The sequence below is a fragment of the Nocardia asteroides genome, assembly GCA_019930625.1.
Taxonomy (GTDB): Bacteria; Actinomycetota; Actinomycetes; order Mycobacteriales; family Mycobacteriaceae; genus Nocardia; species Nocardia sputi.
The window spans coordinates 4,203,286-4,228,968 of sequence record CP082844.1 but is presented as its reverse complement, the minus strand read 5'-3'; the positions used below and the strand labels follow the sequence as shown (position 1 = coordinate 4,228,968).

Below are 25,683 nucleotides of genomic sequence, written 5' to 3'. Positions count from 1 at the left end.
CACCCACACCGTCTGTCACCGCTCGAGCACCCACCGGTCCATGTTCCAGCCGGATCCGGCCTGGGTGGGGGCGGCGATCCCGTTGCGCAGCCCCTTGCCGAAGGCGATCGTGCGCGGGGTGGCGAACAACGGAATGCTCGGCAGCTCCGCCCACAGCAGGTTTTCGGCCTCGGTGAGCAGATTCAGCTGGGCGGCCGAGCTGTCGTCGGCCCCGAGCTGCTCGGTGATCGCATCGTAACGGCCGTTGCCGAACCGCCCGAAATTGAGCCCGCTACCGGTGCGCAACGCACTGGTCGCGGCCACTCCCGCGATCGAGCCCGCCGGACCGGAAGACGACGCGGTGCTGCCCAGGACGGCGTCGACCTTGCCCTCGGTGAGCCGGGTGGGAGTGAAATCGGACGAGCCGGCGTCCACCACGGTGATACCCGCCGGTTTACAGGCTTCGGCGATCATGGAGACGGTCTGCGCGCGGCGATCGTCCGGCCCCAGGTAGCCGATCCGGACGGTCGGGTTCGGCGCACCGGAGGCCGCGACCGCCCTGGTCGAGTTCGCCACGTCGCCGCCGGAGTACTTGTTCGACGCGCTGATGACCGCCGGGTAGAGCAGGGAATCCTGCTGCACGATGTGGGCGTTGAGCGGGCCGGAGCCGAGCCCGGTCTTCGGTGCGTCGGGCACCTTGCCGAGCTTGTCGAACAGTGTCTGCCGCGGCAGGCACAGCGCGAAAGCACGGCGCGCCTCCACCGAGGCGAACACTCCACCGGTCGTGAGTACCAACTGCTCGGCGCCCCGTCCGGGCAGTGTCTGCACCGAGAAGCCGCTCAGATTCAGGTCTTTCACCGAATTCGCGCCCACGTCCAGCACGCCGACGGCGTTCTCGCCGACCTTCTGTTGCACATCGAACGTCTTCGGCCACACCACGATTCGCCCGGTCGCCGGTTTGTTGCCCCACCAGCGCTCGTTGGCGACCAGCACCAAACCGTCCTCCTTGCCGAAGGATTCGATGCGGTACGGCCCCGACGAGGGGAAGCGCGACAGGTCCAAGCGGCCGTCGGCCGGGATGGTCCATCCGGTGTTCCAGAACTCCGCGATCCGGCCGAGGGCGTTCGGGTCGCCGGTCTGCAACGCCGAAACGACGTTGGGCACGTTCGCCACCCGGGCCGCGACGTGCGCGGGCATCAGCTCACCGGCCGCGAACAGGTTGCGCCACGGCAGGTACCGGCGCCCGGGCCGGAACACCACCGTGGCATCCCGCGAGCCGGGCTGGCAATCGACCCGCTCGATGGCGTCGTAGCCGCTGGTGCCCGCGGCGTCGAAGAGCGGAACCGGTCCCCGGTCCCCAGGTTTGGTGTACCGCCCGCTGCGGGCGGCCCAGGCCAGCACCAAGTCGTCGCACGAGGTCGGGACCCCGTCGGAGTACACGCCGTCGGGGTTGAGGCGGTACTGGATGGTCTGCGACTCGCCCGGCACCTCCTTGGCGGTCCCGAAGTCGGTGTCGGCGACTTGCTGGCCGTCGGGACCGGTGTAGAAGAATCCGGTGAGCACCCGCGAGAACACCGCGACGGAGCCGGAACCGGCCCCTAGCGTGCTGCCGCCGTTATAGGTGGCGATGGTTGCATCGGTCGCGTAACCGATGGAGGGCACCTGGTTCTTGCTCGAGCAGCCGACCATCAGCCCGGCGGCCAGCGTGCCCGCAACGAGCGCTCCGATCAGTCGTACCGCCCTGCGTGGCTGTCGCATGAAACCCCCTGCCTGGTGTCAGTTCCGCCTCTTGTGTCGTTTCCCGCTCGGGCGCGCGCCGGGGCGCGGCGCCTGCGCGGCCTCGCGCTGTCGGCGCGGAGTCTCGTCGAAGTCCCGGCCCGCTGCCCCGCGCGCCCGGCGCTCGGCGGCGATACCCGCACGGGCGCCGGCCGCACCGGCCCGCTTCGCCAGAACCTTCTTGGTGTGGGTCGCCACTGGGCCCCAGCGCTCCTTGATCGACACCAGCAGTGGCGTCGCGAAGAAGATCGAGGAGTACGTGCCGACCAGCAGGCCGACCAGCTGCACCAAGGCTAGGTCCTTGAGTGTGCCGACGCCCAGCATCCACACCGCGATCACCATCAAGCCGACGATCGGCAGGATGCCGATCAAGGCGGTGTTGATCGAACGCATGAGTGTCTGGTTCACCGCGAGGTTGGCCTGCTCACCGTAGGTGCGCCGGGTCAAGTGCAGGATCCCGTGGGTGTTCTCCTCGACCTTGTCGAACACGACGACCGAGTCGTAGAGCGAGAAGCCGAGGATGGTCAGGATGCCGATCACCGTCGCCGGGGTGACCTCGAACCCCACGAGCGAGTACACGCCCGCGGTGACGCTGACGTCGAAGGCCATCGCCGCCAGGGCCGCCAGGGCCATGTGCGTCTCGAAGCGGACCGCGATGTAGACCGCGACGAGCACGAGGAACACCGCGAGCGCGATGAGCGCTTTGCGGGTGATCTGGCTGCCCCAGGTCTCGCTGACGTCGGAGGTGCTGATCGCGGCCAGGCTCGGGTTGCCGTTCTTGTCCTTCGGCTGGAATTCGGCGAACAGCGCGTTGTTCACCGCCTCCACCTGCTTCTGGTCCAGCGCCTCGGAGCGGATCAGCATGGTGGCCGAGGCCCCGGTGCCGACGGTCTGCACCGAGACCGGGTCGGTGCCGATCGCGCCGCGGTAGACGTCCTCCACCGCGCTGGTGGTCGCGTTCCCCGCGGGGAACTGGATGCGCGAACCGCCCTCGAAATCGATGCCGAAATTGAAGCCCCGGAACAGGATGCTGGCCAGCGAGACGAGCACGATCACGGCGGTGATCAGATACCACATCCGGCGCTTGCCGATGACGTCGATCGCGCCGGTGCCGGTGTAGAGGCGGGTGAAGAAGCCGTGCTCGGGTGGCCGCGGCTCGGTGAGCGCCGGGAACACGTCGGTGGTCTCGGTGGCGCTCGACTTGTCGAGCGAGGGAGTGGTGTGGCTGTTGGTCATCGCGTCCTCACGCCTTCCCGACGGCGGCCTGGGCCGCCTTCCGCTCGCGGGCGATCTGCTGGATCGCGCCGAGGCCGTTCACCGACGGTTTGGACCAGAACGCCGTCCGCGAAGCGAGCAACACCAGCGGCGAGGTGACCAGGAACACCACCACGACGTCGAGGATCGTGGTGAGACCGAGGGTGAACGCGAAGCCCTTCACCTGGCCGACGGCCAGGATGTACAGCACGGCCGCCGCGATGAAACTGACGGCGTTGCCGGACAGGATGGTCCGGCGGGCGCGCTGCCAGCCGCGTGGGGCCGCGGAACGGAAGCTGCGGCCCTCGCGCATCTCGTCCTTGATTCGTTCGAAGAACACCACGAACGAGTCGGCGGTCATACCGATACCGATGATCAGACCGGCGATGCCGGCTAGGTCGAGGGTGAAGCCGATCCAGCGCCCGAGCAGCACCATGATGCCGTAGACGGCCAAGCCGGAGGCGACCAGGGACAAGCCGGTGACGAAGCCCAGCATCCGGTAGTACACCAGGCAGTAGAGCAACACCACGGCCAGACCGACCGCACCCGCGATCAGACCGGCTTTCAGCGACGACAGGCCGAGCGTCGCGGAGACCGTCTCGGCTTCGGAGGTCTGGAACGACAGCGGCAGCGAGCCGTACTTCAGTGTGTTCGCCAGCTCCTTCGCCGACGTCGCGGTGAAGTTGCCCGAGATCTGGGTGCGGCCGCCCTGTTGCGGGCCCTGCTGCACGACCGGGGCGCTGACCACCTTCGAGTCGAGCACGAAGGCGACCCGCTTGTAGACGTACTCGCCGGTGAGCGAGGCCCATGCGTCACTGCCGCCGGACTTGAAGTCCAGGTAGACCTCGTGCCTGGCCTGCTGCTGGTTCAGGCCCGAGGTGGCGTCCTTGATCTCCTGGCCGTCGATGCGGCTCTTGTCCAGCAGGAAGACCTCGGTGCCGTCGGTCGAGCAGGTGACCAGCGGAAGCGCCGGATCGTCGTTGCCGATGAGCGGATCGGCCTTCGCGCAGTCCAGGGTGGCCAGCGCGGTCTGCTGCACGGCCGGATCGGCGCTCTGCCGCAGCGCCTTGGCGGCCTGGATCTCCCTGGTGGCCTCTTCGGTGGGCGTCAGGGCGGGATCGGCCGGCGGCTGGGTCGGCTGCTGGGCGGGGAACACACGCTGCTGCGGAGCGGGCGTGGGCTGCGTCGTCTCCGTCGTCTCCGTCGTCTCCGGCGTGTCCGGCGTCGCGGTCGTCTCCGGCTGCGCGGCGGGGGCGGGTTGCGTGCCCGGTGCGGTCTGCGGGGTGGCGCCGCGTCCTGTCGCGGGAACGGCCTGCAGCACGGGGCGGATGTAGAGCTTGGCGGTCGTCGCCAGCGCGCGCGCCTGCTGCCCGTCGTCGCCGGGCACGGTGATCACGATGTTGTCGCCGTCGATGACGACCTCGGAGCCACCGACGCCGAGACCGTTGACGCGGTTCTCGATGATGTCCTGCGCCTTCTTCAGGCTGTCCTGGCTCGGCTTGCTGCCGTCGGGCGTGCGTGCGGACAGCGTGACCCGGGTGCCACCCTGCAGATCGATACCGAGCTTGGGTGTCGGGGACTTGTCACCGGTGAAGAACACCAGCGCATAGACCACGGCCAGCAGCGCGGCATAGACGCCGAGCAACCGGAGCGGGTGCGCCGATCCTTGGGAAGGTGGCACAGTACGTCATCTCCTAGGCGGGAAGTCGAGGATGGAACAAGCGGGCATGCACCAGCGACGCCGGGTGCGCGGACGGACGGCCGCGGCGACAATCCGGCGAGCCGGGGCACAACCGGACGATCAGTCCTTGGTCAGGCGGGTCTCGGTCTGCTCGGTGGATTCCTCGACGGCCTCGGGCGTGTCCGAGCCGGTGGCGTCCGCGCCGGTCTCCTCGGTGCTCGCCGTGTCGTCGGCGCGCACCTCACGGATGGCCTGGCGCAACCACGTGGTGACCACGTCCTCGGCGATCTCGAGGTCGACCGTGGTGTCGTCGAGTTCGACCACGGTGCCGTACAGACCCGACGTGGTGATGACCTGATCGCCGATCTTCAGGTTGTCCTGCATGCTGGCGACCTTCTCGGCCTCCCGCTTCTGACGGCGGACACCGAGGAACATCGGCACGAGCAGGGCTACCAGTAGCAGCGGAAACAGCAGTTCCATCGTCGAAGTCAGTCCCTAGTGTTGTGGGTGGGATGGACAAGTACCCACACAGTCTGCCAGTTCGCCGCGCGCGTGCCACACCGGCACACCTGCTGGGCAGCTACAACGTCCCTTCACACAGCGACTCGCCCGCCGGAACATACTCCGGCGGGCGAGATCGTGTGTGCGGCGCGGCCCGGCCCCGGCTCAGGCCGTCTTGCCGTAGACGTAGTCCTCCAGCGGAAAGCCGACCGCTTCGCGGTGGGCGTTGAGGGTGCTGGTGGGCCGCAACAGGGCGGCCTCGCCGTGCGGGTTGAAGTAGTAACTGCGCGCCGTGGCGCAGTCACCGCCGTAGAAGACCGAGGAACCGAGCTTGGCGGTGACCCGGTCCAGGAACGCCGCGTTGGCCTGCTCGGTGACCTCGAAGACGGTCTCGCCCCGGCGGCGCATCTCACCGAACAATCTGCCCATGTGCTTCATCTGCGCTTCGATGGTGGTGAAGTAGGACAAGCCACTGTAAGAGTAGGGACTGTTGAGGCTGAGGAAGTTGGGGAACTTCGGCACCGTGATGCCCTCGTAGGCCTGGAAGCGGTTGTCCCGCCAGAACTTTCCGAGATTCACCCCGTCACGGCCGATGATCTCGATGGCCGGGAAGTTCACGTCCCACAGGTTGAAACCGGTGGCCAGGATCAGCGTGTCGATCGCGGTCTTGTGCCCGTCGGCGGTGACGATGCCGTCGGGCTCGATGTGGTCGATCGAATTCGTCTCCAGCCGTACGTGCGGCTGGTTGAACGTGGTGAAGTAGCGGTTGGAGAAAGTCGGCCGCTTGCATCCGAAGTCGTAGTGCGGTGTCAGCTGCTCGCGCGTCTGCTTGTCCCGCACGGACGCCCGCAGGTGCGCTTTGGCCAGCGCGGCCGCGCCCTTGTTCATCAGCCGGGCCTGCTTGAAGTGCAGTACACCGACCACCATCAACGCCTCGAGCAGGCTGGTGTTGACCAGTCGCGCGGCCTTCTGCGTGGCGGGGACCCGTTCGAACAGCTTCCGCACCGCGGCGGGGATCGCGGTGTCGATCTTGGGGACCACCCAGATCGGGGTCCGCTGGAACACCGTGAGTGCCTCGGCCTTATCGGCCACCTCGGGCACCAGCTGCACGGCTGTGGCGCCGGTGCCGATGATCGCGGCCCTGCGGCCGGTGAGGTCGAAGTCGTCTTCCCAGGCGGTGGTGTGGATGATCTTGCCCGCGAACGAGTCGATGCCGGGGAACGGCGGGGTGTAGGGCTGGGACAGGAAGCCGGTCGCGGTCAGCAGATAGCGACCGGTGACGGTGTCGCCGCCCGCCAGCGAGACCACCCAGTGCTGCTGCTCTTCGTCCCAGCGCGCGCCGTCGACGGTGGTGCCGAAGCGCATCCGCCTGCGCAGGCCGTACTTGTCGGCGACGTGCTCGGCGTACTTCTTCAGCTCCGCGCCCGGCGCGAACAGCCGAGACCAGTGCGGGTAAGGCTCGAACGAGTACGAGTAGGTGACCGAGGCGATGTCGACCGCCAGACCCGGGTAGTGATTGACGTGCCAGGTGCCACCGAGATCGTCCTCGCGTTCGAGGATGACGTAATTGCTCAGACCGAGCCGATCGAGCTGAATGCCCGCTCCCATGCCTCCGAACCCCGCACCGACCACGACCGCGTCGTATTGAGGCGCCACACCGAACCTCCTGCTAGCTGAACCGCATATCACAGAATGACACATCATTCCGTTGCTGACGACTGTATCATCGGCTAGGTGACGAAGCCATCCACGCGTGCCGAGCGACGCAAAGCCGAACTGCGCCAGGAGATCATCGACACCGCGTTCGTCTGTTTCGCGGAGAAGGGCTATCACGCCACCGGCATCGCCGACATCGCGGGGCAGCTGGGCATCGGACACGGCACCTTCTACCGCTACTTCAGCAACAAGCGCGACATCATCGATCACGTCATCGACGATCTGGCCGCGCGCATCATCGCCGCGCTGGGCACCGAGAACGCCCCGGACGCCGCCGCCGATCTCGACGAATACCGCGCCCAGATCGACCGAATCGGCGTGGCTCTCACCGAGATCCTGCTGGCCGATCGCCGGGTGGCCCAGCTGTTGCTGTTCCACGCCACCGGCATCGATGACGAACTCACCCAGCGGCTCTACGGTCTGCTCGACACCGCCGACGCGCTGACCGCGGGCTATCTCGACCACGGTGTCGAGCAGGGCTACCTGCGCGCCGACCTGGACACCGTGAACACCGCGCGTGCGGTGACCGGCATGCTGATCGGGGGCATCGTGTACTCGTTGCGGGAGCCGGACGAGGCCGCGATCGCCGGGCTGAACCAGGCGATCCGACGCCTGCTCGTGGACGGTGTCCGCAAGGACTGAGCAACTCGGCGTTCCCCTGACACGACCACCGGCGCTAGGGTGAGGCGCACTGATCCGACGCTTTCGCCAGGGGGACGGCCCTTGTTCGCTAGAGGCCAGGGAATCGCGAGATTTTCCTTCGGAGCGGCCCGACGCACCGAGCCTGACAGAATGTGGCCCGTGACCCCCGAGGACGTGCGCCGAACCCGTTTCGCGACCCCGACGCCCGGGCATCGCGCCTACCACGCGGACGAAGTAGACGCCTTCCTCGAGCTGGTCGCCGCGACCTTGGCAGGGGAGGGCGAACTCGCCGCCGACGATCTGCGGCGTGTCGGTTTCGGCCCGCCTCGGCTCGGCCGGCGCGGCTACCGCGCCGACCAGGTGGACGAGTATCTCGATCAGCTGCGCGTCGAGCTGGAGTTCCGCCAACGCGGCGTCCGGCCGGTGCCGGGCGCGAACGGCGACGGCCACAGCCTGCTCACCGCCGATGACGTGCGGCGCATGCGATTCACCCATGCCCCGGTCGGCCGACGCGGATACGACGAGGAAGAGGTCGCCGCGTTCCTCGACCTGGTCACCGCTTCCCTCGCGCACGGCGGACCGGGCAGCCTCACCATCGACGACGTCCAAGCGGTCCGCTTCACCGAGGCTCGCCTCGGCACGCGCGGCTATCAACGCGACGAGGTCGATGCCTTCCTCGACTTGGTCGCCGCCGCGCTGCGCCGCCGCCGCTGACCCGCCACCGCGGGGTCGGTTCACGCGAACGCGCGGTTCACTCGAACAGGTCCAGGGTGGGGTGCGGCTCGCGACCGCGCACTTCGATGGAGCCGAAGACCAGGTCCGGTGGCGGGACGAGGCCAAGGTGCTCCCAGGCGGCGGCGGTGGCGACCCGGCCGCGGGGTGTGCGCGCGACCATGCCCGCACGCACCAAGAACGGTTCACAGACCTCTTCGACGGTCGCCGCCTCCTCGCCGACCGCTACGGCCAGGGTGGACACCCCGACCGGGCCACCGCCGAAACTGCGGACGAGCGCGCCTAATACCGCGCGGTCGAGGCGGTCGAGGCCGAGCACGTCCACGTCGTAGACCTCGAGCGCGGCCTGCGCGATCGGACGGGTGATCCGGCCGTCGGCACGGACCTCCGCGTAGTCGCGGACGCGACGCAGCAAGCGGTTGGCGATGCGGGGCGTGCCGCGCGAGCGGCCCGCGATCTCCGCCGCCGCCTCCTCCTCGATGACGACGCCGAGGATGTGCGCCGACCGTTGCAGGATGCGCAACAGCTCACCGGGCTCGTAGAAATCCATGTGCCCGGTGAAACCGAAACGATCGCGCAGCGGCCCGGTCAGCGCTCCGGACCTGGTGGTGGCGCCGACCAGGGTGAACGGGGCGATATCCAGAGGAATGGAGGTCGCGCCCGGCCCCTTGCCGACGACCACGTCCACCCGGAAGTCCTCCATCGCCAGATACAGCATCTCCTCGGCGGGCCGGGCCATCCGGTGGATCTCGTCGATGAACAGCACGTCGCCGTCGACCAGATTGCTGAGCATGGCGGCGAGGTCGCCCGCCCGCTCCAGCGCGGGACCGGAGGTGATCCGCAGGGCGGTGCCGAGTTCCCCGGCGATGATCATCGCCATGCTGGTCTTGCCCAGCCCCGGGGGGCCGGACAGCAGGACGTGATCCGGTGTGCCGCCGCGCTGTTTGGCCCCACGCAACACCAGCGCGAGCTGTTCGCGCACTCGGGGCTGACCGATGAAGTCGTCCAGCGACTTCGGCCGCAGACTCGCCTCGATCTCACCGTCGGAATTCAGATACTCCGGGCTGACCGGGGATTCGGTGGGTTCCTCTGGGTGGTCCATGACGCCTTACCGATTCTTGCCGAGCATGCCGAGCGCGGCCCGCAGGGCGGTGGAGGTGTCGGCGGCGGGCTGGTCGGCCAGCACCGCGTCGATCGCTTGTTCGGCCTGCTTGGCGGAGAATCCGAGCCCGACGAGCGCTTCGGCGACCTGATCGCGCACCGGCGTGCCCGCCGCCGGCGCCGATCCGGGCGGACCGGAGGGCACCGGAACGAGATTCACCTTGTCCCGCAGTTCCACCACCATGCGCTCGGCGCCGCGCTTGCCGACGCCCGGCACTCTGGTCAGCGCGGCCACGTTGCTTTCGGCCAGCGCCTTGCGCAGCGCCTCGGGCTCGAGTACCGCCAGCACCGCCATGGCGAGGCGAGGTCCGACACCGGAGACGGTTTGCAGCAGACCGAACAGGTCGCGGGCCTCGGTGTCGGCGAAACCGTAGAGCGTCATCGAGTCCTCGCGGACGATCATCGCGGTGTAGAGCCTGGTCTCCTCGCCGCGGGTGAGCCCGGCCAGCGTGGACGGCGTGGCGTTGAGCCGGTAGCCGACGCCGGCCGCCTCGATCACCACATGGTCGAGGGCGATCTCCAGCACCTCACCGCGTACCGACGCGATCACCCGTGCACCGCCTTCCGTTGTTCGGCCAGTCGTTCGATGTATCGGCGCTGCGCCGCGGCCGCCGCGGCCTCCGCCGCCGCCATCCGCTCCAGCAGCGGGGCCCGCCAACAATGGCAGATCGCCAGAGCGAGCGCATCCGCCGCGTCCGCCGGTTTCGGCGCGGCAGGCAGACCGAGGATGCGGGTCACCATGGCGGTGACCTGCTTCTTGTCCGCGCTGCCGTTGCCCGTGACCGCGGCCTTGACCTCGCTGGGTGTGTGGAACGCGACCGGAATTCCCCGGCGCGCGGCGGCCAGCGCGATCACTCCGCCCGCCTGCGCGGTGCCCATGGCGGTACGGACATTGTGCTGGGCGAAGACGCGTTCGATGGCGACGGCCCCTGGCTTGTGGGTGTCCATCCAGCGTTCGGCGGCGTCTGCGACCGCGAGCAGGCGGTGGGCCAGATCCATATCCCCGGGTGTGCGGACCACGTCGACGTCCACGGCGGTGACCTTCCGCCCCGATCCGCCCTCGACGATGCTGAGGCCGCATCGGGTGAGTCCGGGGTCGACGCCCATCACCCGCACGACAACCCCTCTCACAGACGCGAACAACTGTTCGAGAGTCTAGCGAAGGCTTGGCCTTTCGCCGTCCAGCGACACGGCAGGCTATCCGCCCGCTTCCGGGGCCTCCCCCGGCAGCCCGAGCAGCTCGGGACGGCTCGCGCGAATCGCCCACTGCCGCGCGGGATCGGCGACCAGGCGCCGCGCGGCCAGGTCGAGCAAGCCACCGATGTTGGTCACCGTCGCGGCGACCACCCCATCGGCACGGGTCAGGACGTGCTCGACTCGATAGGTCTTACCCGCACCCCACTGCCAGGCGCACGACACGTCCACCGAGTCGCCGCCGCCCAGTTCCCGCTGGAAGCGCAGCACGGTCTCCAGATTGACCGGGCCCAGACCCGAAGCGATCAGTTCGTCGACCGAGACACCCGCCGCCTGGACACACGCGAAACGCGCGTGGTCGGCGAATTGGTGGTAGGCCGCGCCGGTGACGTGCAACTGCGGATCCAGATCGGACACGCGGACTTCGATACGAGTACTGAACGACACGAGCCGACTGTGCCAGGAGGCACCGACAAGTTCGCCGCACCGGCAGGCGATGCACGCAGACCGACAGTCGAGCACTCGGCGGGACATAGCCCGAACACTCGCCGCCCCTCATCCGAATCGGCTCCGGAAAGGAAGCCATCGGCGACTCAGAGTTCGGAGATTCCCGAGACATTCCGCGCGAACGCCGCGTGAGCGCGCTCGTCGTACAGGACGAACCGCGCTTCCGACACCGCTGTCTCGGTGGCCCGAACCGTGTCGACGGCGATTCGGGCGCCGTCGTCCATCGGCCAGCCGAAGACGCCGGTCGAGATCGCGGGGAACGCGACGGTCCGCGCTCCCAATTCGTCCGCCACACGCAAGGATTCGCGATAGCAGGAGGCCAGCAGGGCGGAGCGGTCCTCGGTAGCCGACCACACGGGGCCGACCGTGTGGATCACCCACCGCGCTGGCAGGTGTCCCGCCGTGGTGGCGACCGCCGCCCCGGTCGGCAGTCCCCCGCCATAGTGGGACGCACGCAGCCTGCGGCAATCCGCCAGGATCTCCGGGCCACCGCGACGGTGGATCGCGCCGTCGACTCCCCCACCGCCGAGCAGCGACGAGTTCGCCGCGTTCACCACCGCGTCCACCTCTTGTTCGGTGATGTCGCCACGCACGAGCACCAGTTCGACCATGGTTGGCATTCTGCCCCGCGCACGGTTCGCGGCGCCGCGAGTCGGCCCGTCGGCGCGGTTGCGTCGTGCGGGCGAAGGTCGAGCCGACCGGCGGGTTCGCGCGGATCACGCCACGATCGTCCGGCTCTCCGCCATGGCGGCACGCGCACGGAACGTACGCCGATAAGCTTGCGGTGACACCCCGATCGACTCGACCAGGTGCTGCCGCAGCGAGGTCCCGGTGGCGAAACCGACCTCGCCCGCGATGCGATCGATGGTCAGGTCCGTGGTCTCCAGCAGGTGCCTGGCGCGGAAGACCCGCTGCTGGATCAGCCAGCGCCCCGGGCTCATGCCGACCTCGTCGCGGAACCTCCGGGCGAAGGTGCGCTTGCTCATCCGAGCCCGGACCGCCAGTTCGTCGACGGTCAGCGCAGAGCGCAAGTTCTCCAGCGCCCATTCCCGGGCCGTGGCGGTGCCCGCCGACGTCGCGGGCGGCACCGGCTGCTCGATGTACTGCGCCTGGCCGCCCTCGCGCCACGGCGGGACGACACAGCGGCGCGCGACCGCGTTCGCGACGGCACTGCCGTGATCGCGCCGCACCAAGTGCAGGCACACGTCCAGTCCCGCCGCCGCGCCCGCTGAGGTGAGGACGTCCCCGTCGTCCACGTAGAGCACGTCCGGGTCGAGACGCACCCGAGGGAAGGCGCGCCGGAACAGACCGGCCTGGTTCCAGTGCGTGGTGGCCGGTCGCCCGTCGAGCAGGCCCGCGGCCGCGGCGACGAAGGCGCCGGTGCAGATCGCGACGATTCTGGCGCCCGGACGAATTTGCGCGAACGCGGCGAGCACCGGCTCCGGCAGCGTGCCGGAGACAGCCGTCGCTATATCGCAGGCCGGCAGCACGACGGTGTCGGCCTTCCGCAAGGCCCGGCTGTCGTGCGCGACGGCGATATCGAAATCGGCCGCGCTGCGCACCGGACGCCCGTCGACCGAGCAGGTGCTCACCTCGTATCTGCCCGCAGCGCTACCGAATACCCGATTCGGGATACCCAACTCGAAGGGATACACCCCATCCAATGCCAGCACGACCACTCGATGCGGTGCGGCCCCGTCCACCATGGCACGATCATATCGAAGAATGGCAATCGTGCCATTTCCCTCGCCGTTCACCCGGGGCAGGCTGACAGGCATGACCGACATCGACAGCACCGCCACCATGCGCGCGATCAGCCAGAACACCCTCGGCGGCCCCGAGGTGCTCACCGAAGTACGACTCCCGCAACCCGTCCCGGGGCCCAGCCAGATCCTGGTTCGCGTGCGCGCCGCCGGACTCAACCCGACCGATTGGCGCCACCGGGCCGACGCCGGACTGTTCCTGCCGGAGCCGCCGTTCGTCCTCGGCTGGGACGTCTCCGGCGAAGTGGTGGACACCGGCGTCGGCGTCACCCTGTTCCGGCCCGGCGACGAGGTGTTCGGAATGCTCCCCTACCCGCACGGCCACGGTTCCTGCGCCGAATACGTCGCAGGCCCGGCCCGCGCTTTCGCCCGCAAACCGGCCGTCCTCGACCACGCGCAGGCGGCGGCGATCCCGCTCGCGGGACTCACCGCCTGGCAGGCGCTGGTCGACACCGCCGAGCTCGGCGCGGGACAACGCGTGCTGATCCACGCCGCGGCGGGCGGCGTAGGCCACTTCGCGGTGCAGATCGCCAAGGCGCGCGGCGCCTACGTCATCGGTACGGCCAGCGCGCCCAACCATGCCTTCCTTCGTGGAATCGGCGCCGACGAGGTGATCGACTACCGCGACACCGATGTCGCCGAGGCGGTTCGCGACGTGGACGTGGTGCTGGACTCGATCGATGACGACAACAGCATTCGCTCGCTGCGCACCCTGCGCCCGGGCGGATTGCTGGTGACACTGCGCGCCCTCGGTCCGGCCGACCTCGCGGCCGAGGCCGACGCGCTCGGTGTCCGCGCGGTCCGCATGCTGGTCGAACACGATCACGCCGGTATGCGCGCCCTGGCCGGACTCGCCGAATCCGGCGCCCTGCGTCCCACGCTCGCGGGGTCTTTCCCGCTGGCGGATGCGGCGAAAGCGCATGCGCTGGGCGACACCGGGCGAACCGTCGGCAAATTGGTACTCACCGTGCCCTGAATCTGCCACGATCAGGGCGTTCGCGCTTCTACCATCCGAGGATGAGCAATGGTGCAAAAGCTGTCCTCGAAGGCGGGCCGCAGGACCTGCCCGCGCGCATCGTCCCGATCACCCCGCCCGGAGTGGAGTTGAAGGTCGCGTACCGGGGCGGATACGAGCATTTCAAGGTGACTCAGCGGGAACAGGACACCCCCCAAGGGCGACTGCGCGTGTACGAGTGGTGCGATCGTACGAAGATCGCCGAGTGAGCTCCGCCTTCCCGTTCCGGTGGCGGTGACGCGCCCCCTGGTCGCGAAGTTCTGACCGAATCCGACTCGCACAGCTATGGACAAAAGCGTAACCAAGCGGTTACGCTTTTGTCGTGGACAAGGTAGCCGGTGCGATCGCCGATCCGGTGCGCCGGGAGATCATGGAACTACTGATCAACGCCCGTCGCACCGCAGGAGAGATCGCCGGGCACTTCGAGATCAGTCGCCCCGCTGTCAGCCGGCATCTGCGGGTCCTGCGCGAAAGCGGGCTGGTACGCGACGAACTCGTCGGTAGAGAGCGTTTCTACGTGCTCGACACCGGACCGCTCTCGGCGCTCACCGAGTGGCTCGAGCGATTCCGGCAACCAGCTACCTGGACACACCACCTCGACGCACTCGAAACCGAGGTGTACCGGGCCAGACGTGAGCGCCGAGCTGGTGACCAGTACACGATTCGGGAGCACACCGCGTAAGCGGTCAAGCCCGGAGACGGCAGCGAAGCGTCACCACGCAGGGCCCGCTCACTCGAGAAAACAACACCGCGTGAGCGGTCGAACACAACGGCGGCAGCGCAGCGTCACCACGCACGGCCCCGCCGAATGGAGAAAGGACACCGCATGACCAAGCGACCCACCGGACAGCTGTTTCCCGCCGATACGGGCCGAGATCTGGTGCTGACCCGCACCTACCGCGCACCGATCGACGACGTCTGGGCCAGCGTCACCGAATCCGACCGCACAGCACGCTGGTTCGGACCGTGGGAGGGCGAGGCGGGCGCCGGACGAACCGTCAAAGTGCACTTGGCTTTCGAGGATGGGCAGCCGTGGATGGAGCTGCGCATCGATGCCTGCGAACCACCGCACCGCCTCGCTGTCTCCGCCATCGACGACCACGGTTGCTGGCGGCTGGACTTGGCGCTGCGCGAGACGGCGGGAACCACCGAGCTGCGCTTCACTCAACATCTGCTCACCGACACCGAGATCGCCCAGGTGCCGCACATCGGCCCCGGCTGGGAGTACTACCTGGACATGCTCGGGGCGGCCCGTGCGCAGAGCGACCGCCCCGATTTCGCGCACTACTATCCCGCCATGGAGGAGTACTACGCGCGATTGATCGACTAGTCGTCGAGCTGAGCAAGCACCTCGTCGGAGATGTCGACGTTGGTGTAGACGTTCTGCACGTCGTCGCTGTCCTCGAGGGCGTCCACGAGTTTGATCACCTTGCGGGCGCCGTCGGCATCCACCGCGACCGACACCGAGGGCTGGAAACCGGACTCGGCGGAGTCGTAGTCGATACCGGCGCCTTGCAGCGCGGTGCGCACCGCGATCAGATCCCCGGGCTCGCTGATGATCTCGAACGATTCACCGAGGTCGTTGACCTCCTCGGCGCCCGCGTCGAGCACGGCCATCAGCACGTCGTCCTCGGACAGACCGTTCTTCTCCAGGGTGACGATGCCCTTGCGGTGGAACAGGTAGGCCACCGAGCCCGGATCGGCCATGTTGCCGCCGTTGCGCGTCATCGCGACCCGCACCTCGCCCGCGGCCCGGTTGCGGTTGTCGGTGAGGCACTCGATCAGCACGGCGACGCCGTTGGGGCCGTAACCCTCGTACATGATCGTCTGCCAGTCGGCGCCGCCCGCCTCTTCACCACCGCCGCGCTTGCGGGCGCGCTCGATGTTGTCGTTGGGGACCGACGACTTCTTCGCCTTCTGGATGGCGTCGTACAGCGTCGGGTTGCCATCCGGGTCACCGCCACCGGTCCGGGCCGCCACCTCGATGTTCTTGATCAACTTCGCGAACAGCTTGCCGCGCTTCGCGTCGATCGCAGCCTTCTTGTGCTTGGTGGTGGCCCATTTGGAGTGGCCGCTCATTCCCTACTTCCTTCAGGTCGATGGCACGTCTGGTCGTGTGTACGGTACCGGCACGGCCGGGCGGACAGTTTCCCCAGCCTACTCGGGCGTCCACCAGGGCCGTGCAAAGCGCCCGGCTTCGCGGCCTACTCCACCCCCGCGTGGCCGCGTGCGTCAAACCGAGCGGACGATCTCCACGAACATCTCGTGCACCCGCAGATCGCCGGTCACCTCCGGATGGAACGACGTGGCCAGGACATTGCCCTGCCGCACCGCTACGATCCGGCCCGCGGCGGGACCGTCCGGCACGGTGGCCAGCACGTCGACGCCCTCACCTGCCCGCTCCACCCACGGCGCCCGGATGAACACCGCTCGCACCGGACCGCCGGTCAGGCCGGCGAACGGCAGATCCGTTTCGAAGGAATCGACCTGACGGCCGAACGCGTTGCGGCGCACCGTCATATCGATTCCCGACAGGTGCCGGGCGTCCGGGCGGGTGTCGAGCACCTCCGAGGCCAACAGGATCATGCCCGCGCAGGAACCGAACGCGGGCATCCCGTCGCGCAGCCGGGCGCGCAGCGGCTCCAGCAGCGCGAAGGCCTCCAGCAGCTTGCTGATCGCCGTCGACTCCCCGCCGGGCAGCACCAGCGCGTCCACCGCGGCGAGCTCCGACTCGCGCCGCACCAGCACGGGCTCGGCGCCACAGCGCTCGAGCGCGGCGACGTGCTCCCGGACGTCGCCCTGCAGCGCGAGCACACCGACAGCGGGACGGGAGCGCGTCTGTCCGGTGTCGGCGTCGGGCGCGGCGACCGAGGTAGCGTTCACGCTGGAAAGCTTACGAGCCGTGCCGATGTGGGCCTGCTCACGGTCGCCGTCCGGTGCGCGACGGCGGTCGCCGCGGCCGAGCGGTCAGCCCTCGCGCAGCGTGCGGATGAGACCTTCCTGGACTACGGCCGCGACCAGCGTGCCCTCCCGGGTGAAGATCTTGCCGCCGGTGAGGGCGCGACCGAAGCCCGCCGACGGCGACGACTGGTCGTAGAGCAGCCACTCGTCGGCGCGGAACGGGCGCAGGAACCACATCGCGTGATCGAGCGAGGCGTTCTGGGTGGGATCGTCGGGATGGATGACCTTCGAGGAGCCCAGCAGCGTCATATCGCTCATGTAGGCGAGGGTGCACACGTGCACCAGCGGGTCGTCGGGCAGCAGGTGCCGGTAGCGGAACCACACCTGCTGCTGGGAGACCACGCCATCGCGGCGGGACACGTCCTCGTGCGGGACCATGCGGATGTCCCAGTGCTCCCACTCGCGCATTTCCCACAACCGTTCGGGGCTCATCGTGGTGCTCGCGTCGGGGAGGTCTTCCGGCATCGGGACCTCGGGCATGACGTCCTGGTGCTCGGGGCCCTGGTCACCCACGTGGAACGAGGCCGACATGGTGAAGATCGCGGCGCCGTCCTGGATGCCGGTCACGCGCCGGGTGCAGAACGAGCGGCCGTCCCTGATGCGCTCGACCTGGTAGACCGTCGGCTCCTGCGGATTGCCCGGACGCAAGAAGTAACCGTGCAACGAGTGCACCTGGAACCGCGGTTCCACCGTCCGCACCGCGGACACGAGCGCCTGGCCGGCAACCTGGCCGCCGAACGTGCGCGGAAGCTGGGTCTTGGTGGACGCGCCACGGAAGATGTCCCGCTCGAGCCGCTCTATCTCCAGCGCCTCTTCGATTGTCGCCATGCGCTGAGATTATCCCGGCCACTGATGGGGGCGCCGTCCGGCCGCCGGTGAACACTCGGCAACATGTGCGCTCCCTGGCCGCCCGGGGGTCGCGATTTGCTGAGATGGACGGGTGCCACGCTTCCTGCCGATCACCCGCGACGGCCTTGTCGAGCAAGTGATCCAGCCCGTCCTGACCGCGCGCTCGCACACGGTGATCGCCGTCGACGGTGCGGACGCCGCCCAGCCCGCGGCCCTCGCCGACCGGATCGTCGAGGCGCTGCGCGACGCGGGCCGGTCCGCCGAGGTGGTCTCCCTGCACGACTACGTGCGACCTGCCTCACTGCGCATGGAGTTCGGCCGCACCGACGAGATGTACTATCGCACAGCGTGGTTCGACTACGCCGCGCTGCGCCGCGAAGTGGTCGACGCGCTGCGCGGGCACGGCCGGTGGCTGCCCGCGCTCTGGGACGAAGCAGCCGACCGCTCCGCGCGCGCCGCGATCCGCACGGCGCCGCCCGCGACCACGATCGTCCTCGCGGGTCCGATGCTCGCGGGCCGACACCTCGCAGTCGACGTGAGCCTCCGCCTGGACCTGTCCGAAGCCGCGCTCCGCCGCAACACTCCGCCCGATGCGCAGTGGACCATCCCCGCCCTGCTGCGGCACGACGCCGAGAACCCGTACACCCCGGATTTCTTCGTCCGTTGGGACCACCCTGATCGCCCTGCGCTTCGAATCGACAGTCCGGCGAGCTAGGGCACCCTCCCTTCCTAGCAGTTCTCGGGGTAATAGTCAGCGAACCGGTGTGTGATCGATCGGACTCTGATAGTTAGATGCGCATAGGAACGTAGCCATATGTGATTCTGGGGGTGACAAGCGTTCACCGGGCGGCCTTCGCCCCGCCGTTGCATCCGAATGCTGAATTCAACGCCTGCCGGTGACGATGACCCACATCCCATCGTCTGCTCGAGCTCTCCCCACTCCGCCTGTCCAGGCGTCAGACCAGGCGATGCCCGCCGTCGACGTGCAGGACAGTGCCGGTGATGAAGGGATTGCGCATCACGCCGAGCATTGCCTGCGCGATATCGGAGGGACGACCGATACGTCCGACGGGCAGGCGCACCGCGAGTTGCCGATGGCGTTCGGTCTTCGCGGCGCCCGCGATGGTGTCCCAGATCGGGGTGTCGACCCACCCCGGTGAGACCACGTTGACACGGACCGGACCGAGTTCGAGGGCCAGAGCGTAGGCCAGTGAGGCGAGGGCGCCGTTGACGGCCGCCACCATGGCGCCGCCGGGGGCGGGCCGGTACGCCGCGACGCCGGAGGTGAACGTCACCGAGCCGCCGGGTACCACACGAGCGTGCTTGGCGAGCAGAGTGGGGCCGATCAGCTTGGCGGAGACGAGGTTTCGGGCCAGGTCGGCGTCGAACCGGGCCAGCGGCTGGTAGGCGCCGGTGACGTCGGCCGCCGTGGTGACGACGTGATCGACCGGCTCTGGATCGGCGAACAAACGCTCGAGGTCGGCTTCGCTGGTGATGTCCGCGACGACCGAGCGCACCGTGCCCGGTCCCTTGGGCAGGGTGCGCTCCGCCGAGGCGAGCCGCTCGGCGGAACGGCCCGCGATGGTGACCTCCGCGCCCTCGGCGACGAGCGCGGCCGCCAGCGCCAGGCCCATGCCTGAGCTGCCGCCCACGATGACCACACGTTCGGATGTCGTACTGCTCGAAGTCATGGCCCCAGCCCACCATCGCCGTGGGTCGAGCGTCCATGTCGCACTTCCGAATACGGCTTAGCCGCCGACTAACACCGCAGGCAGCGAATGGACTCGGCCCTGCACCCGCGACGGCGCCGATATCACCGCCCCACGCGCCGGGCCGATTCCGACTCTCAGGGGACGCAGGCCGGGGATTGCTGATTCAGGTTGGCCAGCGCCTGGCAGGCCCAGGCCTTCTGGACCTTCCACTTGCCCCCGTCCAGGACGAACGGAACGTCGACCGGGTTCTCCTGCCCGTTGATGGTGAACTTGGCCTGTGCGCTGACGCTGTCACCGAAGACGGTCACACCTGTCACCACTGCCGTGGCGTTTGCCTGACGGAACGCGTCGGCCAGCCGGTTGGGCAGCGCCGGGTCGGCTTCGATGCCCTGCACGGATTCGAGCTTCTGCTCATTCGGCACCGTGGGGTCGAGGGCCCGCTGCAACAGGGCGTTGAGTTCGTCGACGGTGGGCGGGGCAGGTGTACTCCCGGTCGGCGAGGCGGCAGCCGTGGTGCGGGTCGCCGTGGGCGAGTCGCTCGCGTCGTCGCCGCCGCAGGCGGCGAGGCCGAGGGCGGCCGCGAAGGCCAGGCTCGCGACTGCGATACGTCCGGTCGTGGGAAGCTTCAACTGTTCGTCCTTTGCGCTCGGATCTTTCCGACGATGAGAGGGCGCGTGGCCGGGATGGCCATCGAATGGCGAAGCTACTGAGCGTGATTGTGGGAACCATGAGGCGACCTTTTGGTCGCCATGAGAGTCGAACCTAGCATCGGAAGCGGTACGAGCGGCCTATTCCGCCAGCAGTTCGCGTGCGAGGGCGGCGATCAGCACCCCGACGGCCGGATCGCGCACCACTGCGCGCCAGGCGACGGCGTAGGTCACCACCAGCGGCGCGCCGCGTAGCGGCCGCCAGACCAGACCGGGTAGTCCATCCGCACGCGAGGAGCTGAGCCCGATCACGTCGGGCCGTGACGGCAGGACCGCGAGCATCTGCGCATGCCCCATCGCGCTGTCGCTGAGCCGCACTCCGGCGCCGTGGTCGGAGAGCGCGCGCAGCAGCGAATCGTGCAGACCGGCAGCGGACTCACGCGCGAACAAGATCAGCTCCTGCCCGCTGAGATCCGCCGGATCGAGCAGCGCCGCGCCCGCGAGCGGATGCCGCGCCGACATCACAACACCCAGTTCCTCACGGGCGACCGGGCGCTGCGCGAAGCGTTCGGGCAGGTTCACCGGTGTGCGGACCAAGGCGAGATCGACTTCGTCGTCATCGAGCAAGCGCACCTGATCGGCGGTGGTCCCGCCGGTGAGGACCAGGCGGGCGCCGGGCAGCGCGGCGGTGAGCAGGCTGCCGATGCGCGTGGGCAGCCAGGGCGGGACACCGTTCAGCAAACCCAGGCGCACCACCGGGGCGCCCGCGGCGGCAGCGCGCCTCGTTTCCCGGACCGCCTCGTCCATCGCGCGCAGCACGGTCTTGCCGGTGCGCAGCAGCACCGCACCCGCGGCCGTCAGCTCCACGCGCGGCTCCCGGACCAGCAGTGGACCGCCCAGTTCCCGTTCCAGCACCTTGATCTGCTGGCTGAGTGTGGGCGTCGAGATGAACAATCGCTCCGCGGCCCGGCGGAAGTGCAGCTCCTCCGCCAGGACCACGAAGTACCGCAACTGCCGCAACTCCACGCGGCAGACGCTACCGGCCCGCGATCACCAACCGCGCTCGGCCAGGCGGTGCGGCTGGGCGATGTCTTCGACGTTGATGCCGACCATGGCCTCGCCGAGCCCGCGTGACACCTTGGCCAGCACATCGGGGTCGTCGTAGAAGGTGGTGGCCTTGACGATGGCGGCGGCGCGCTGAGCCGGGTTGCCGGACTTGAAGATGCCCGACCCCACGAACACGCCCTCGGCACCGAGCTGCATCATCATCGCCGCGTCGGCGGGGGTGGCGATACCGCCCGCGGTGAACAGCACGACCGGCAGCTTCCCGGTCTCGGCGATCTCCCGGACCAGCTCGTAGGGAGCCTGCAGTTCCTTGGCCGCGACGAACAACTCGTCCTCGGGCAGCGACGACAGCCTCCGGATCTCCTGCCGGATCTTGCGCATGTGTGTGGTCGCGTTGGACACGTCACCGGTGCCGGCCTCGCCCTTGGAGCGAATCATGGCCGCCCCCTCGGTGATTCGGCGCAGCGCCTCGCCGAGGTTGGTGGCGCCGCAGACGAACGGCACGGTGAAGTTCCACTTGTCGATGTGGTTGGCGTAGTCGGCGGGGGTGAGCACCTCGGACTCGTCGATGTAGTCCACGCCGAGGCTCTGCAGGATCTGCGCTTCCACGAAGTGGCCGATACGGGCCTTGGCCATGACCGGAATGGAGACCGCGGAGATGATGCCATCGATCATGTCCGGATCACTCATGCGGGACACGCCGCCCTGGGCGCGGATGTCGGCGGGCACGCGCTCCAGCGCCATCACCGCGACCGCGCCGGCGTCCTCGGCGATCTTGGCTTGCTCCGGCGTGACGACGTCCATGATCACCCCGCCCTTGAGCATCTCGGCCATGCCGCGCTTCACGCGGGCGGTGCCGACGGTCTGGGTGGTCTCGGGCGTGGTCACGGCAAACTCCTCCAGGCATGTGCGCCAATCGATCGCTCGGATGCGAACGCCACGATTCTAGGCGGCCGGGAAAGGCCACTTGATAGCCAGTTGGAGTGGACTGGCCTGGTGTGATCTCGGTTATTGGCGCCCCTACGCCGGGAGGGCTCGGCAGCCGTGCCGTCCCGGCGACGCACTGGCCTGCCCGGCCGCCGCCGGGCGGCGGGTCACAGCGGGCCGACCACCAGCAAATGTGCCCAGTACTCCGCGGCCGCCGGACCGATCAGCGGCAACAGGAAATCGAACAGCAGGTACGACATGAATCAACTACCTCCACAACCGAGCAGGAACGGCCCCGCCGTCAGCAGAACCACGACGCCGAAAACGCATGCGCCCCTGACAGCACTACCCTCTGGCGTCTCGAATCATCGCGACGGTATCACGATCGTGAAACACATCACAGGTTCTCGCGCCCGTCAGCGGATGGAGCGGACCTCGGGATCAGCGGTGCCCGACGCCGCCTCGGCCGCTTCGGCGAGCAGCTCATCGAGGTGATACGGGTACACGGTCTCACCGCCGCGATCCAGCGCGACGATGTCGGCTGCGGTGCACCATTTGTGGCCGGTGATGGAACGTCGTTCGATCGCGGTCGGATTCGCCGCGTAGGGCTCGAAACCACGCACCCGCAGCGCGAAGAACAGCTCCTCGGACCGGATCAGCTCGCCGTTGAAGGGAAATACCGCGACCCGCCGCCAGAGCGGCCCGCGCAGATCGGCCGGGTCGGCGCGGCACCCGGTCTCTTCGTACAGTTCCCGCACCGCCGCGACGCGCAGGCTCTCCCCCGGCTCCACGCCGCCGCCGACGGTGAACCAGAACGACACCTCCGGCGTCTTCGGGTCGTTGCCGCGCATCAGCAGGGTCCGGTCGTTCTCGTCGAACAGCACGATCCTCGCGGTGGTACGAATGGTGTCCACCGCCAGGCCGGTCGATGCCGCGGGAGTGGCGCGCTCGGTGATCTCGAAGTACGACGGCAGCGGGGCGGTGCCCCCGAGGTGCAGGACGCGGACCGGACGCCGCGTGCGCAGCGCCAGCGTGTCGCGCACGGCGTCGTTGTGGAAGCGGCGGGCGATCAGCACCCGGGCCTCGGCGTCGGCCAGTTCGGCGACCAACTGTGGGCGCAGCGTGCCGATATCGACCGCCGACAGCGCGGAGGACAGCTGGTTCTCCACCGTCTCCCGCTCGGCGCGACCGGCGCGCTCGGCGCGGTCGGCCAGCGACGAGAGGTTTCTGGCCTGCTCCGACCGGGTCGGATCGGACACCGGCCCCGCGATCGCCATGGCCACCGACCGAGCCACCACCGCCCGCCTGGCCAGAGCCGCGTCGAGTGCCTGCCAGGATTGATCGGACCGCACGTGCAACCGGTCCAGTCGGTTGGCGGTGGAGTAGGCCCACAGACCGATCGCGACGATCACCGCGGCGATCAGCGCGAGAACGAGAACGGTGGTCGCGGAAAAGGTGATCATCCGGCGGCCCGCACTCTCGTGTCGCCGATGGTCACCGTCTCGTAGACACGCAAGATCTGTTCGGCCACCACCGGCCAGTCGTACTCGCCGACCACCTGCGTCGCGGTACGCACCAGAGCCTCCCTGCGCACCTCGTCGGTGAGCACGGCGTGCAGCGCGGCGGCCAGGGCCGCCGGGTCGCCGACCGGGACCAGCATGCCCGCCGTACCGTCACGCAGCACCCGGCGGAAGGCGTCCAGTTCGCTGGCCACCACCGCGGTGCCTGCGGCCATCGCCTCGATCAGAATGATGCCGAAACTCTCGCCGCCGAGGTTGGGCGCGACGTACACGTCCGCGCTCCGCATCGCCGAAGCCTTCTCCTCGTCGGACACCTGGCCGAGGAAGCGCAGGTGAACGGACAGCTCACCCGCTTCGCGGCGCAACCGGTCCTCGTCCCCGCGGCCGACGATCAGGATCTCGACATCGGGATGCTTGCGCACCAGCTCGGGAAGCGCGCCGAGCAGCACCTCCATGCCCTTGCGCGGCTCGTCATAACGCCCCAGGAACAGCACCGTCCCCCCTGGGCGCGGGTACCCCGGCAGCATCGGCGCCCGAGCGAACGCCGGGACGTCGACGCCGTTGGGTATCTCCACCGCATCCGAGCCCAGCGCTTCGACCTGCCACCGTCGCGCCAGCTCGGAAACGGCGATACGGCCGGAGATCTTCTCGTGATACGGCCGCAGCACGCCCTGAAAAGTACTCAGCACCAACGATTTCGTCGTCGAGGTGTGGAAAGTCGCCACGATCGGGCCCTCGGCGATCTTCAGCGCGAGCATGGACAGGCTCGGCGCGTTCGGCTCGTGGATGTGCAACACGTCGAAGTCGTTGCCGTCGATCCACCGGCGAATCCTGGTGTAGGCCATGGGCCCGAAGGACAATCTGGCCACCGACCCGTTGTACGGGATCGCCACCGCGCGGCCGGCCGACACCACGAACTCCGGCAGCGGGGTCTCGTCGGACGCGGGCGCCAGAACGCTCACCTTGTGTCCACGTTCGATGAACACCCGCGCCAGCTCGACCACATGCGCCTGCACCCCGCCGGGGACGTCGAAGGAATAGGGGCAGACCATGCCGATCTTCATGGCGATACGTCTCCCTGCTCGGCTTTGAGCCCCGCCTGCGCGGCGGCGATCATGGCGCGCCGCCGGGGCGAGAGATCGCTCTCCCACAATGGTTGCAGCATGTGCCAATCCGCGGGGTGCTCGGCGATATTCGCTGCGAAGCGGTCCGCCAGCGCCTGGGTAGCCGCGGCCACCCCGACGGAAACGTCCAGCGGCGCCTCGGTTTTCAGGCCCCAGTTCTCGCGGCCGTCGGTATCGACCTCGAACCACGCGTGCACCGGAATCAACGCGGCTCCCGTCTCGGCGGCCAATTTCGCCGCGCCCGCGGGCATCCAGGTGCGCTCACCGAAGAACTGGACGGGGACGCCCTTGCCGGTGAGGTCGCGTTCACCCATCAGGCACACGATCTTGTTCTGCCGCAGGCGCGCCGCCAACTGAACGAACGGCGGTTGCTCGCCACCAGTCAGCGGGAAGACCTCGAAGCCGAGACTCTCCCGGTAGGCTACGAACCGCTCGAACAGCGATTCGGGCTTCAGTCGCTCGGCCACGGTGGAGAATGCGCCGTAGTGCTGCACGAGCCAGACACCCGCAATATCCCAGTTGCCGGAGTGCGGCAGCACGAGCACCACGCCCCGCCCCTCCTCCAGCGCGGCGTCCAGGTACGGCAACCCGTCGACGAAGTAGTCGATCGTGGAATGGTCCATCGCGGGCAGCCGGAACGCCTCCCGCCAGTACCGCGCGTACGACCGCATACTGGCGCTGATCAGCTCGTCCGGCACGTCGGCGGGGAGCACGCCGAGCACGCGCGCCAGGTTGCGGCGCAACTGGTTCGGCGGGCCGCCCGCGTGGAACTCCCGATTGGCGCGGCGGGCCGCTTGGTCCCCGCCCCACTCGAACAGCCGCCGTGCCGTCGGCTCCGGCAGCGCACGCACCAGCCGCCAGCCCGCCGCGTATCCCGTGGCGGCGAGCCGCTCCCCGATGGTCATTCGCACTCCCGCGCTGCCGGTCCGCACTCCGTCGTCACGAATGCCCCGACGC

General features: G+C 68.9%; 28 protein-coding genes. 7 read left to right on the top strand and 21 right to left on the bottom strand.

Annotated features, from left to right (window positions below; all coding sequences use genetic code 11):
- Positions 1-15 precede the first annotated feature (15 nt).
- From K8O92_19545 to K8O92_19525, 5 genes are all read right to left on the bottom strand, one after another.
- The gene (locus K8O92_19545; GenBank protein ID UAK30143.1) at positions 16-1,737 is read right to left on the bottom strand and encodes a peptide-binding protein; all 1,722 of its coding nucleotides are present in this window, start codon (positions 1,735-1,737) and stop codon (positions 16-18) included.
- Positions 1,738-1,755: 18 nt separating this feature from the next.
- Positions 1,756-2,991, bottom strand: a complete 1,236-nt coding sequence (secF, locus tag K8O92_19540; GenBank protein UAK30142.1) for a protein translocase subunit SecF — start codon at positions 2,989-2,991, stop codon at positions 1,756-1,758.
- Between the two features lie 7 nt (positions 2,992-2,998).
- Positions 2,999-4,690 carry a protein translocase subunit SecD gene (gene secD, locus K8O92_19535; protein UAK30141.1) on the bottom strand — a complete coding sequence of 564 codons (1,692 nt, stop codon included), beginning with the start codon at positions 4,688-4,690 and terminating at the stop codon, positions 2,999-3,001.
- Positions 4,691-4,810: 120 nt separating this feature from the next.
- Positions 4,811-5,170, bottom strand: coding sequence for a preprotein translocase subunit YajC (yajC, locus tag K8O92_19530; GenBank protein UAK30140.1), 360 nt, complete (start codon positions 5,168-5,170; stop codon positions 4,811-4,813).
- Positions 5,171-5,356: 186 nt separating this feature from the next.
- On the bottom strand, positions 5,357-6,847 hold the full coding sequence (locus K8O92_19525; GenBank protein UAK30139.1) for an NAD(P)/FAD-dependent oxidoreductase: 1,491 nt from the start codon (positions 6,845-6,847) through the stop codon (positions 5,357-5,359).
- A gap of 78 nt (positions 6,848-6,925) precedes the next feature.
- Between K8O92_19525 and K8O92_19520 the strand changes: the two genes are divergently transcribed.
- Both K8O92_19520 and K8O92_19515 read left to right on the top strand, forming a co-directional pair.
- Positions 6,926-7,549: a TetR/AcrR family transcriptional regulator gene (locus K8O92_19520; GenBank protein UAK30138.1), complete on the top strand. Its 624-nt coding sequence runs from the start codon at positions 6,926-6,928 to the stop codon at positions 7,547-7,549.
- Positions 7,550-7,699: 150 nt separating this feature from the next.
- Positions 7,700-8,263, top strand: a complete 564-nt coding sequence (locus K8O92_19515; protein ID UAK30137.1) for a DivIVA domain-containing protein — start codon at positions 7,700-7,702, stop codon at positions 8,261-8,263.
- Positions 8,264-8,300: 37 nt separating this feature from the next.
- On the opposite strand, the gene ruvB is transcribed toward K8O92_19515, so the two are convergent.
- The 6 genes from ruvB to K8O92_19485 form a co-directional block, all read right to left on the bottom strand.
- On the bottom strand, positions 8,301-9,383 hold the full coding sequence (ruvB, locus tag K8O92_19510; GenBank protein ID UAK30136.1) for a Holliday junction branch migration DNA helicase RuvB: 1,083 nt from the start codon (positions 9,381-9,383) through the stop codon (positions 8,301-8,303).
- Between the two features lie 6 nt (positions 9,384-9,389).
- Positions 9,390-9,992 carry a Holliday junction branch migration protein RuvA gene (gene ruvA, locus K8O92_19505; protein UAK30135.1) on the bottom strand — a complete coding sequence of 201 codons (603 nt, stop codon included), beginning with the start codon at positions 9,990-9,992 and terminating at the stop codon, positions 9,390-9,392.
- On the bottom strand, positions 9,989-10,558 hold the full coding sequence (gene ruvC, locus K8O92_19500) for a crossover junction endodeoxyribonuclease RuvC (protein UAK35818.1): 570 nt from the start codon (positions 10,556-10,558) through the stop codon (positions 9,989-9,991). Before ruvC ends, ruvA begins: the two co-directional genes overlap by 4 nt.
- Before the next feature lie 81 nt (positions 10,559-10,639).
- The gene (locus tag K8O92_19495) at positions 10,640-11,083 is read right to left on the bottom strand and encodes a thioesterase family protein (protein ID UAK30134.1); all 444 of its coding nucleotides are present in this window, start codon (positions 11,081-11,083) and stop codon (positions 10,640-10,642) included.
- Between the two features lie 146 nt (positions 11,084-11,229).
- The gene (locus K8O92_19490) at positions 11,230-11,754 is read right to left on the bottom strand and encodes an O-acetyl-ADP-ribose deacetylase (protein UAK30133.1); all 525 of its coding nucleotides are present in this window, start codon (positions 11,752-11,754) and stop codon (positions 11,230-11,232) included.
- Positions 11,755-11,859: 105 nt separating this feature from the next.
- Positions 11,860-12,849, bottom strand: a complete 990-nt coding sequence (locus tag K8O92_19485; GenBank protein UAK30132.1) for a helix-turn-helix domain-containing protein — start codon at positions 12,847-12,849, stop codon at positions 11,860-11,862.
- Between the two features lie 97 nt (positions 12,850-12,946).
- Between K8O92_19485 and K8O92_19480 the strand changes: the two genes are divergently transcribed.
- The 4 genes from K8O92_19480 (at position 12,947) to K8O92_19465 (ending at position 15,251) form a co-directional block, all read left to right on the top strand.
- A complete protein-coding gene (locus K8O92_19480) occupies positions 12,947-13,882 on the top strand; it encodes an NADP-dependent oxidoreductase (GenBank protein UAK35817.1) in 936 nt (311 codons plus the stop codon).
- A gap of 41 nt (positions 13,883-13,923) precedes the next feature.
- Entirely contained in the window at positions 13,924-14,130 is a 207-nt protein-coding gene (locus K8O92_19475) for a DUF5988 family protein (GenBank protein ID UAK30131.1), read from the top strand.
- A gap of 113 nt (positions 14,131-14,243) precedes the next feature.
- On the top strand, positions 14,244-14,603 hold the full coding sequence (locus tag K8O92_19470; GenBank protein ID UAK30130.1) for a metalloregulator ArsR/SmtB family transcription factor: 360 nt from the start codon (positions 14,244-14,246) through the stop codon (positions 14,601-14,603).
- Positions 14,604-14,747: 144 nt separating this feature from the next.
- Positions 14,748-15,251, top strand: coding sequence for an SRPBCC family protein (locus K8O92_19465; protein ID UAK30129.1), 504 nt, complete (start codon positions 14,748-14,750; stop codon positions 15,249-15,251).
- Here the strand turns inward: K8O92_19465 and K8O92_19460 are convergent.
- The 3 genes from K8O92_19460 to K8O92_19450 form a co-directional block, all read right to left on the bottom strand.
- Positions 15,248-16,000 carry a YebC/PmpR family DNA-binding transcriptional regulator gene (locus tag K8O92_19460; protein ID UAK30128.1) on the bottom strand — a complete coding sequence of 251 codons (753 nt, stop codon included), beginning with the start codon at positions 15,998-16,000 and terminating at the stop codon, positions 15,248-15,250. The two genes, K8O92_19465 and K8O92_19460, sit on opposite strands and share 4 nt — an antisense overlap.
- Before the next feature lie 153 nt (positions 16,001-16,153).
- Entirely contained in the window at positions 16,154-16,804 is a 651-nt protein-coding gene (gene pdxT / locus K8O92_19455) for a pyridoxal 5'-phosphate synthase glutaminase subunit PdxT (GenBank protein ID UAK30127.1), read from the bottom strand.
- 84 nt (positions 16,805-16,888) lie between these two features.
- Positions 16,889-17,710 carry an acyl-CoA thioesterase II gene (locus K8O92_19450; GenBank protein UAK30126.1) on the bottom strand — a complete coding sequence of 274 codons (822 nt, stop codon included), beginning with the start codon at positions 17,708-17,710 and terminating at the stop codon, positions 16,889-16,891.
- Between the two features lie 112 nt (positions 17,711-17,822).
- Between K8O92_19450 and K8O92_19445 the strand changes: the two genes are divergently transcribed.
- The gene (locus K8O92_19445; protein ID UAK30125.1) at positions 17,823-18,446 is read left to right on the top strand and encodes a hypothetical protein; all 624 of its coding nucleotides are present in this window, start codon (positions 17,823-17,825) and stop codon (positions 18,444-18,446) included.
- 241 nt (positions 18,447-18,687) lie between these two features.
- On the opposite strand, the gene K8O92_19440 is transcribed toward K8O92_19445, so the two are convergent.
- The 7 genes from K8O92_19440 to K8O92_19410 form a co-directional block, all read right to left on the bottom strand.
- Entirely contained in the window at positions 18,688-19,422 is a 735-nt protein-coding gene (locus tag K8O92_19440; protein UAK30124.1) for an SDR family oxidoreductase, read from the bottom strand.
- A gap of 155 nt (positions 19,423-19,577) precedes the next feature.
- Entirely contained in the window at positions 19,578-20,072 is a 495-nt protein-coding gene (locus K8O92_19435) for a hypothetical protein (protein UAK30123.1), read from the bottom strand.
- A gap of 159 nt (positions 20,073-20,231) precedes the next feature.
- A complete protein-coding gene (locus tag K8O92_19430; protein ID UAK30122.1) occupies positions 20,232-21,116 on the bottom strand; it encodes a LysR family transcriptional regulator in 885 nt (294 codons plus the stop codon).
- A gap of 24 nt (positions 21,117-21,140) precedes the next feature.
- Positions 21,141-22,043 carry a pyridoxal 5'-phosphate synthase lyase subunit PdxS gene (gene pdxS, locus K8O92_19425; GenBank protein ID UAK30121.1) on the bottom strand — a complete coding sequence of 301 codons (903 nt, stop codon included), beginning with the start codon at positions 22,041-22,043 and terminating at the stop codon, positions 21,141-21,143.
- 455 nt (positions 22,044-22,498) lie between these two features.
- On the bottom strand, positions 22,499-23,542 hold the full coding sequence (locus tag K8O92_19420; protein UAK35816.1) for an NUDIX domain-containing protein: 1,044 nt from the start codon (positions 23,540-23,542) through the stop codon (positions 22,499-22,501).
- A complete protein-coding gene (locus K8O92_19415) occupies positions 23,542-24,666 on the bottom strand; it encodes a glycosyltransferase family 4 protein (GenBank protein ID UAK30120.1) in 1,125 nt (374 codons plus the stop codon). Before K8O92_19415 ends, K8O92_19420 begins: the two co-directional genes overlap by 1 nt.
- Positions 24,663-25,631: a phosphatidylinositol mannoside acyltransferase gene (locus K8O92_19410; protein ID UAK30119.1), complete on the bottom strand. Its 969-nt coding sequence runs from the start codon at positions 25,629-25,631 to the stop codon at positions 24,663-24,665. Before K8O92_19410 ends, K8O92_19415 begins: the two co-directional genes overlap by 4 nt.
- Positions 25,632-25,683 lie beyond the last annotated feature (52 nt).

Excerpts from the sequence above, each read along its gene's own strand:
- K8O92_19410 (UAK30119.1), bottom strand. The coding sequence starts at position 25,631 with ATGACCATCGGGGAGCGGCTCGCCGCCACGGGATACGCGGCGGGCTGG.
- K8O92_19460 (UAK30128.1), bottom strand. The coding sequence starts at position 16,000 with ATGAGCGGCCACTCCAAATGGGCCACCACCAAGCACAAGAAGGCTGCG.
- K8O92_19485 (UAK30132.1), bottom strand. The coding sequence starts at position 12,849 with ATGGTGGACGGGGCCGCACCGCATCGAGTGGTCGTGCTGGCATTGGAT.
- K8O92_19440 (UAK30124.1), bottom strand. The coding sequence starts at position 19,422 with ATGACTTCGAGCAGTACGACATCCGAACGTGTGGTCATCGTGGGCGGC.
- K8O92_19450 (UAK30126.1), bottom strand. The coding sequence starts at position 17,710 with ATGGCGACAATCGAAGAGGCGCTGGAGATAGAGCGGCTCGAGCGGGAC.
- K8O92_19515 (UAK30137.1), top strand. The coding sequence starts at position 7,700 with ATGTGGCCCGTGACCCCCGAGGACGTGCGCCGAACCCGTTTCGCGACC.
- K8O92_19480 (UAK35817.1), top strand. The coding sequence starts at position 12,947 with ATGCGCGCGATCAGCCAGAACACCCTCGGCGGCCCCGAGGTGCTCACC.
- yajC (UAK30140.1), bottom strand. The coding sequence starts at position 5,170 with ATGGAACTGCTGTTTCCGCTGCTACTGGTAGCCCTGCTCGTGCCGATG.
- ruvB (UAK30136.1), bottom strand. The coding sequence starts at position 9,383 with ATGGACCACCCAGAGGAACCCACCGAATCCCCGGTCAGCCCGGAGTAT.
- K8O92_19545 (UAK30143.1), bottom strand. The coding sequence starts at position 1,737 with ATGCGACAGCCACGCAGGGCGGTACGACTGATCGGAGCGCTCGTTGCG.
- K8O92_19415 (UAK30120.1), bottom strand. The coding sequence starts at position 24,666 with ATGAAGATCGGCATGGTCTGCCCCTATTCCTTCGACGTCCCCGGCGGG.
- K8O92_19475 (UAK30131.1), top strand. The coding sequence starts at position 13,924 with ATGAGCAATGGTGCAAAAGCTGTCCTCGAAGGCGGGCCGCAGGACCTG.
- secF (UAK30142.1), bottom strand. The coding sequence starts at position 2,991 with ATGACCAACAGCCACACCACTCCCTCGCTCGACAAGTCGAGCGCCACC.
- K8O92_19465 (UAK30129.1), top strand. The coding sequence starts at position 14,748 with ATGACCAAGCGACCCACCGGACAGCTGTTTCCCGCCGATACGGGCCGA.
- K8O92_19490 (UAK30133.1), bottom strand. The coding sequence starts at position 11,754 with ATGGTCGAACTGGTGCTCGTGCGTGGCGACATCACCGAACAAGAGGTG.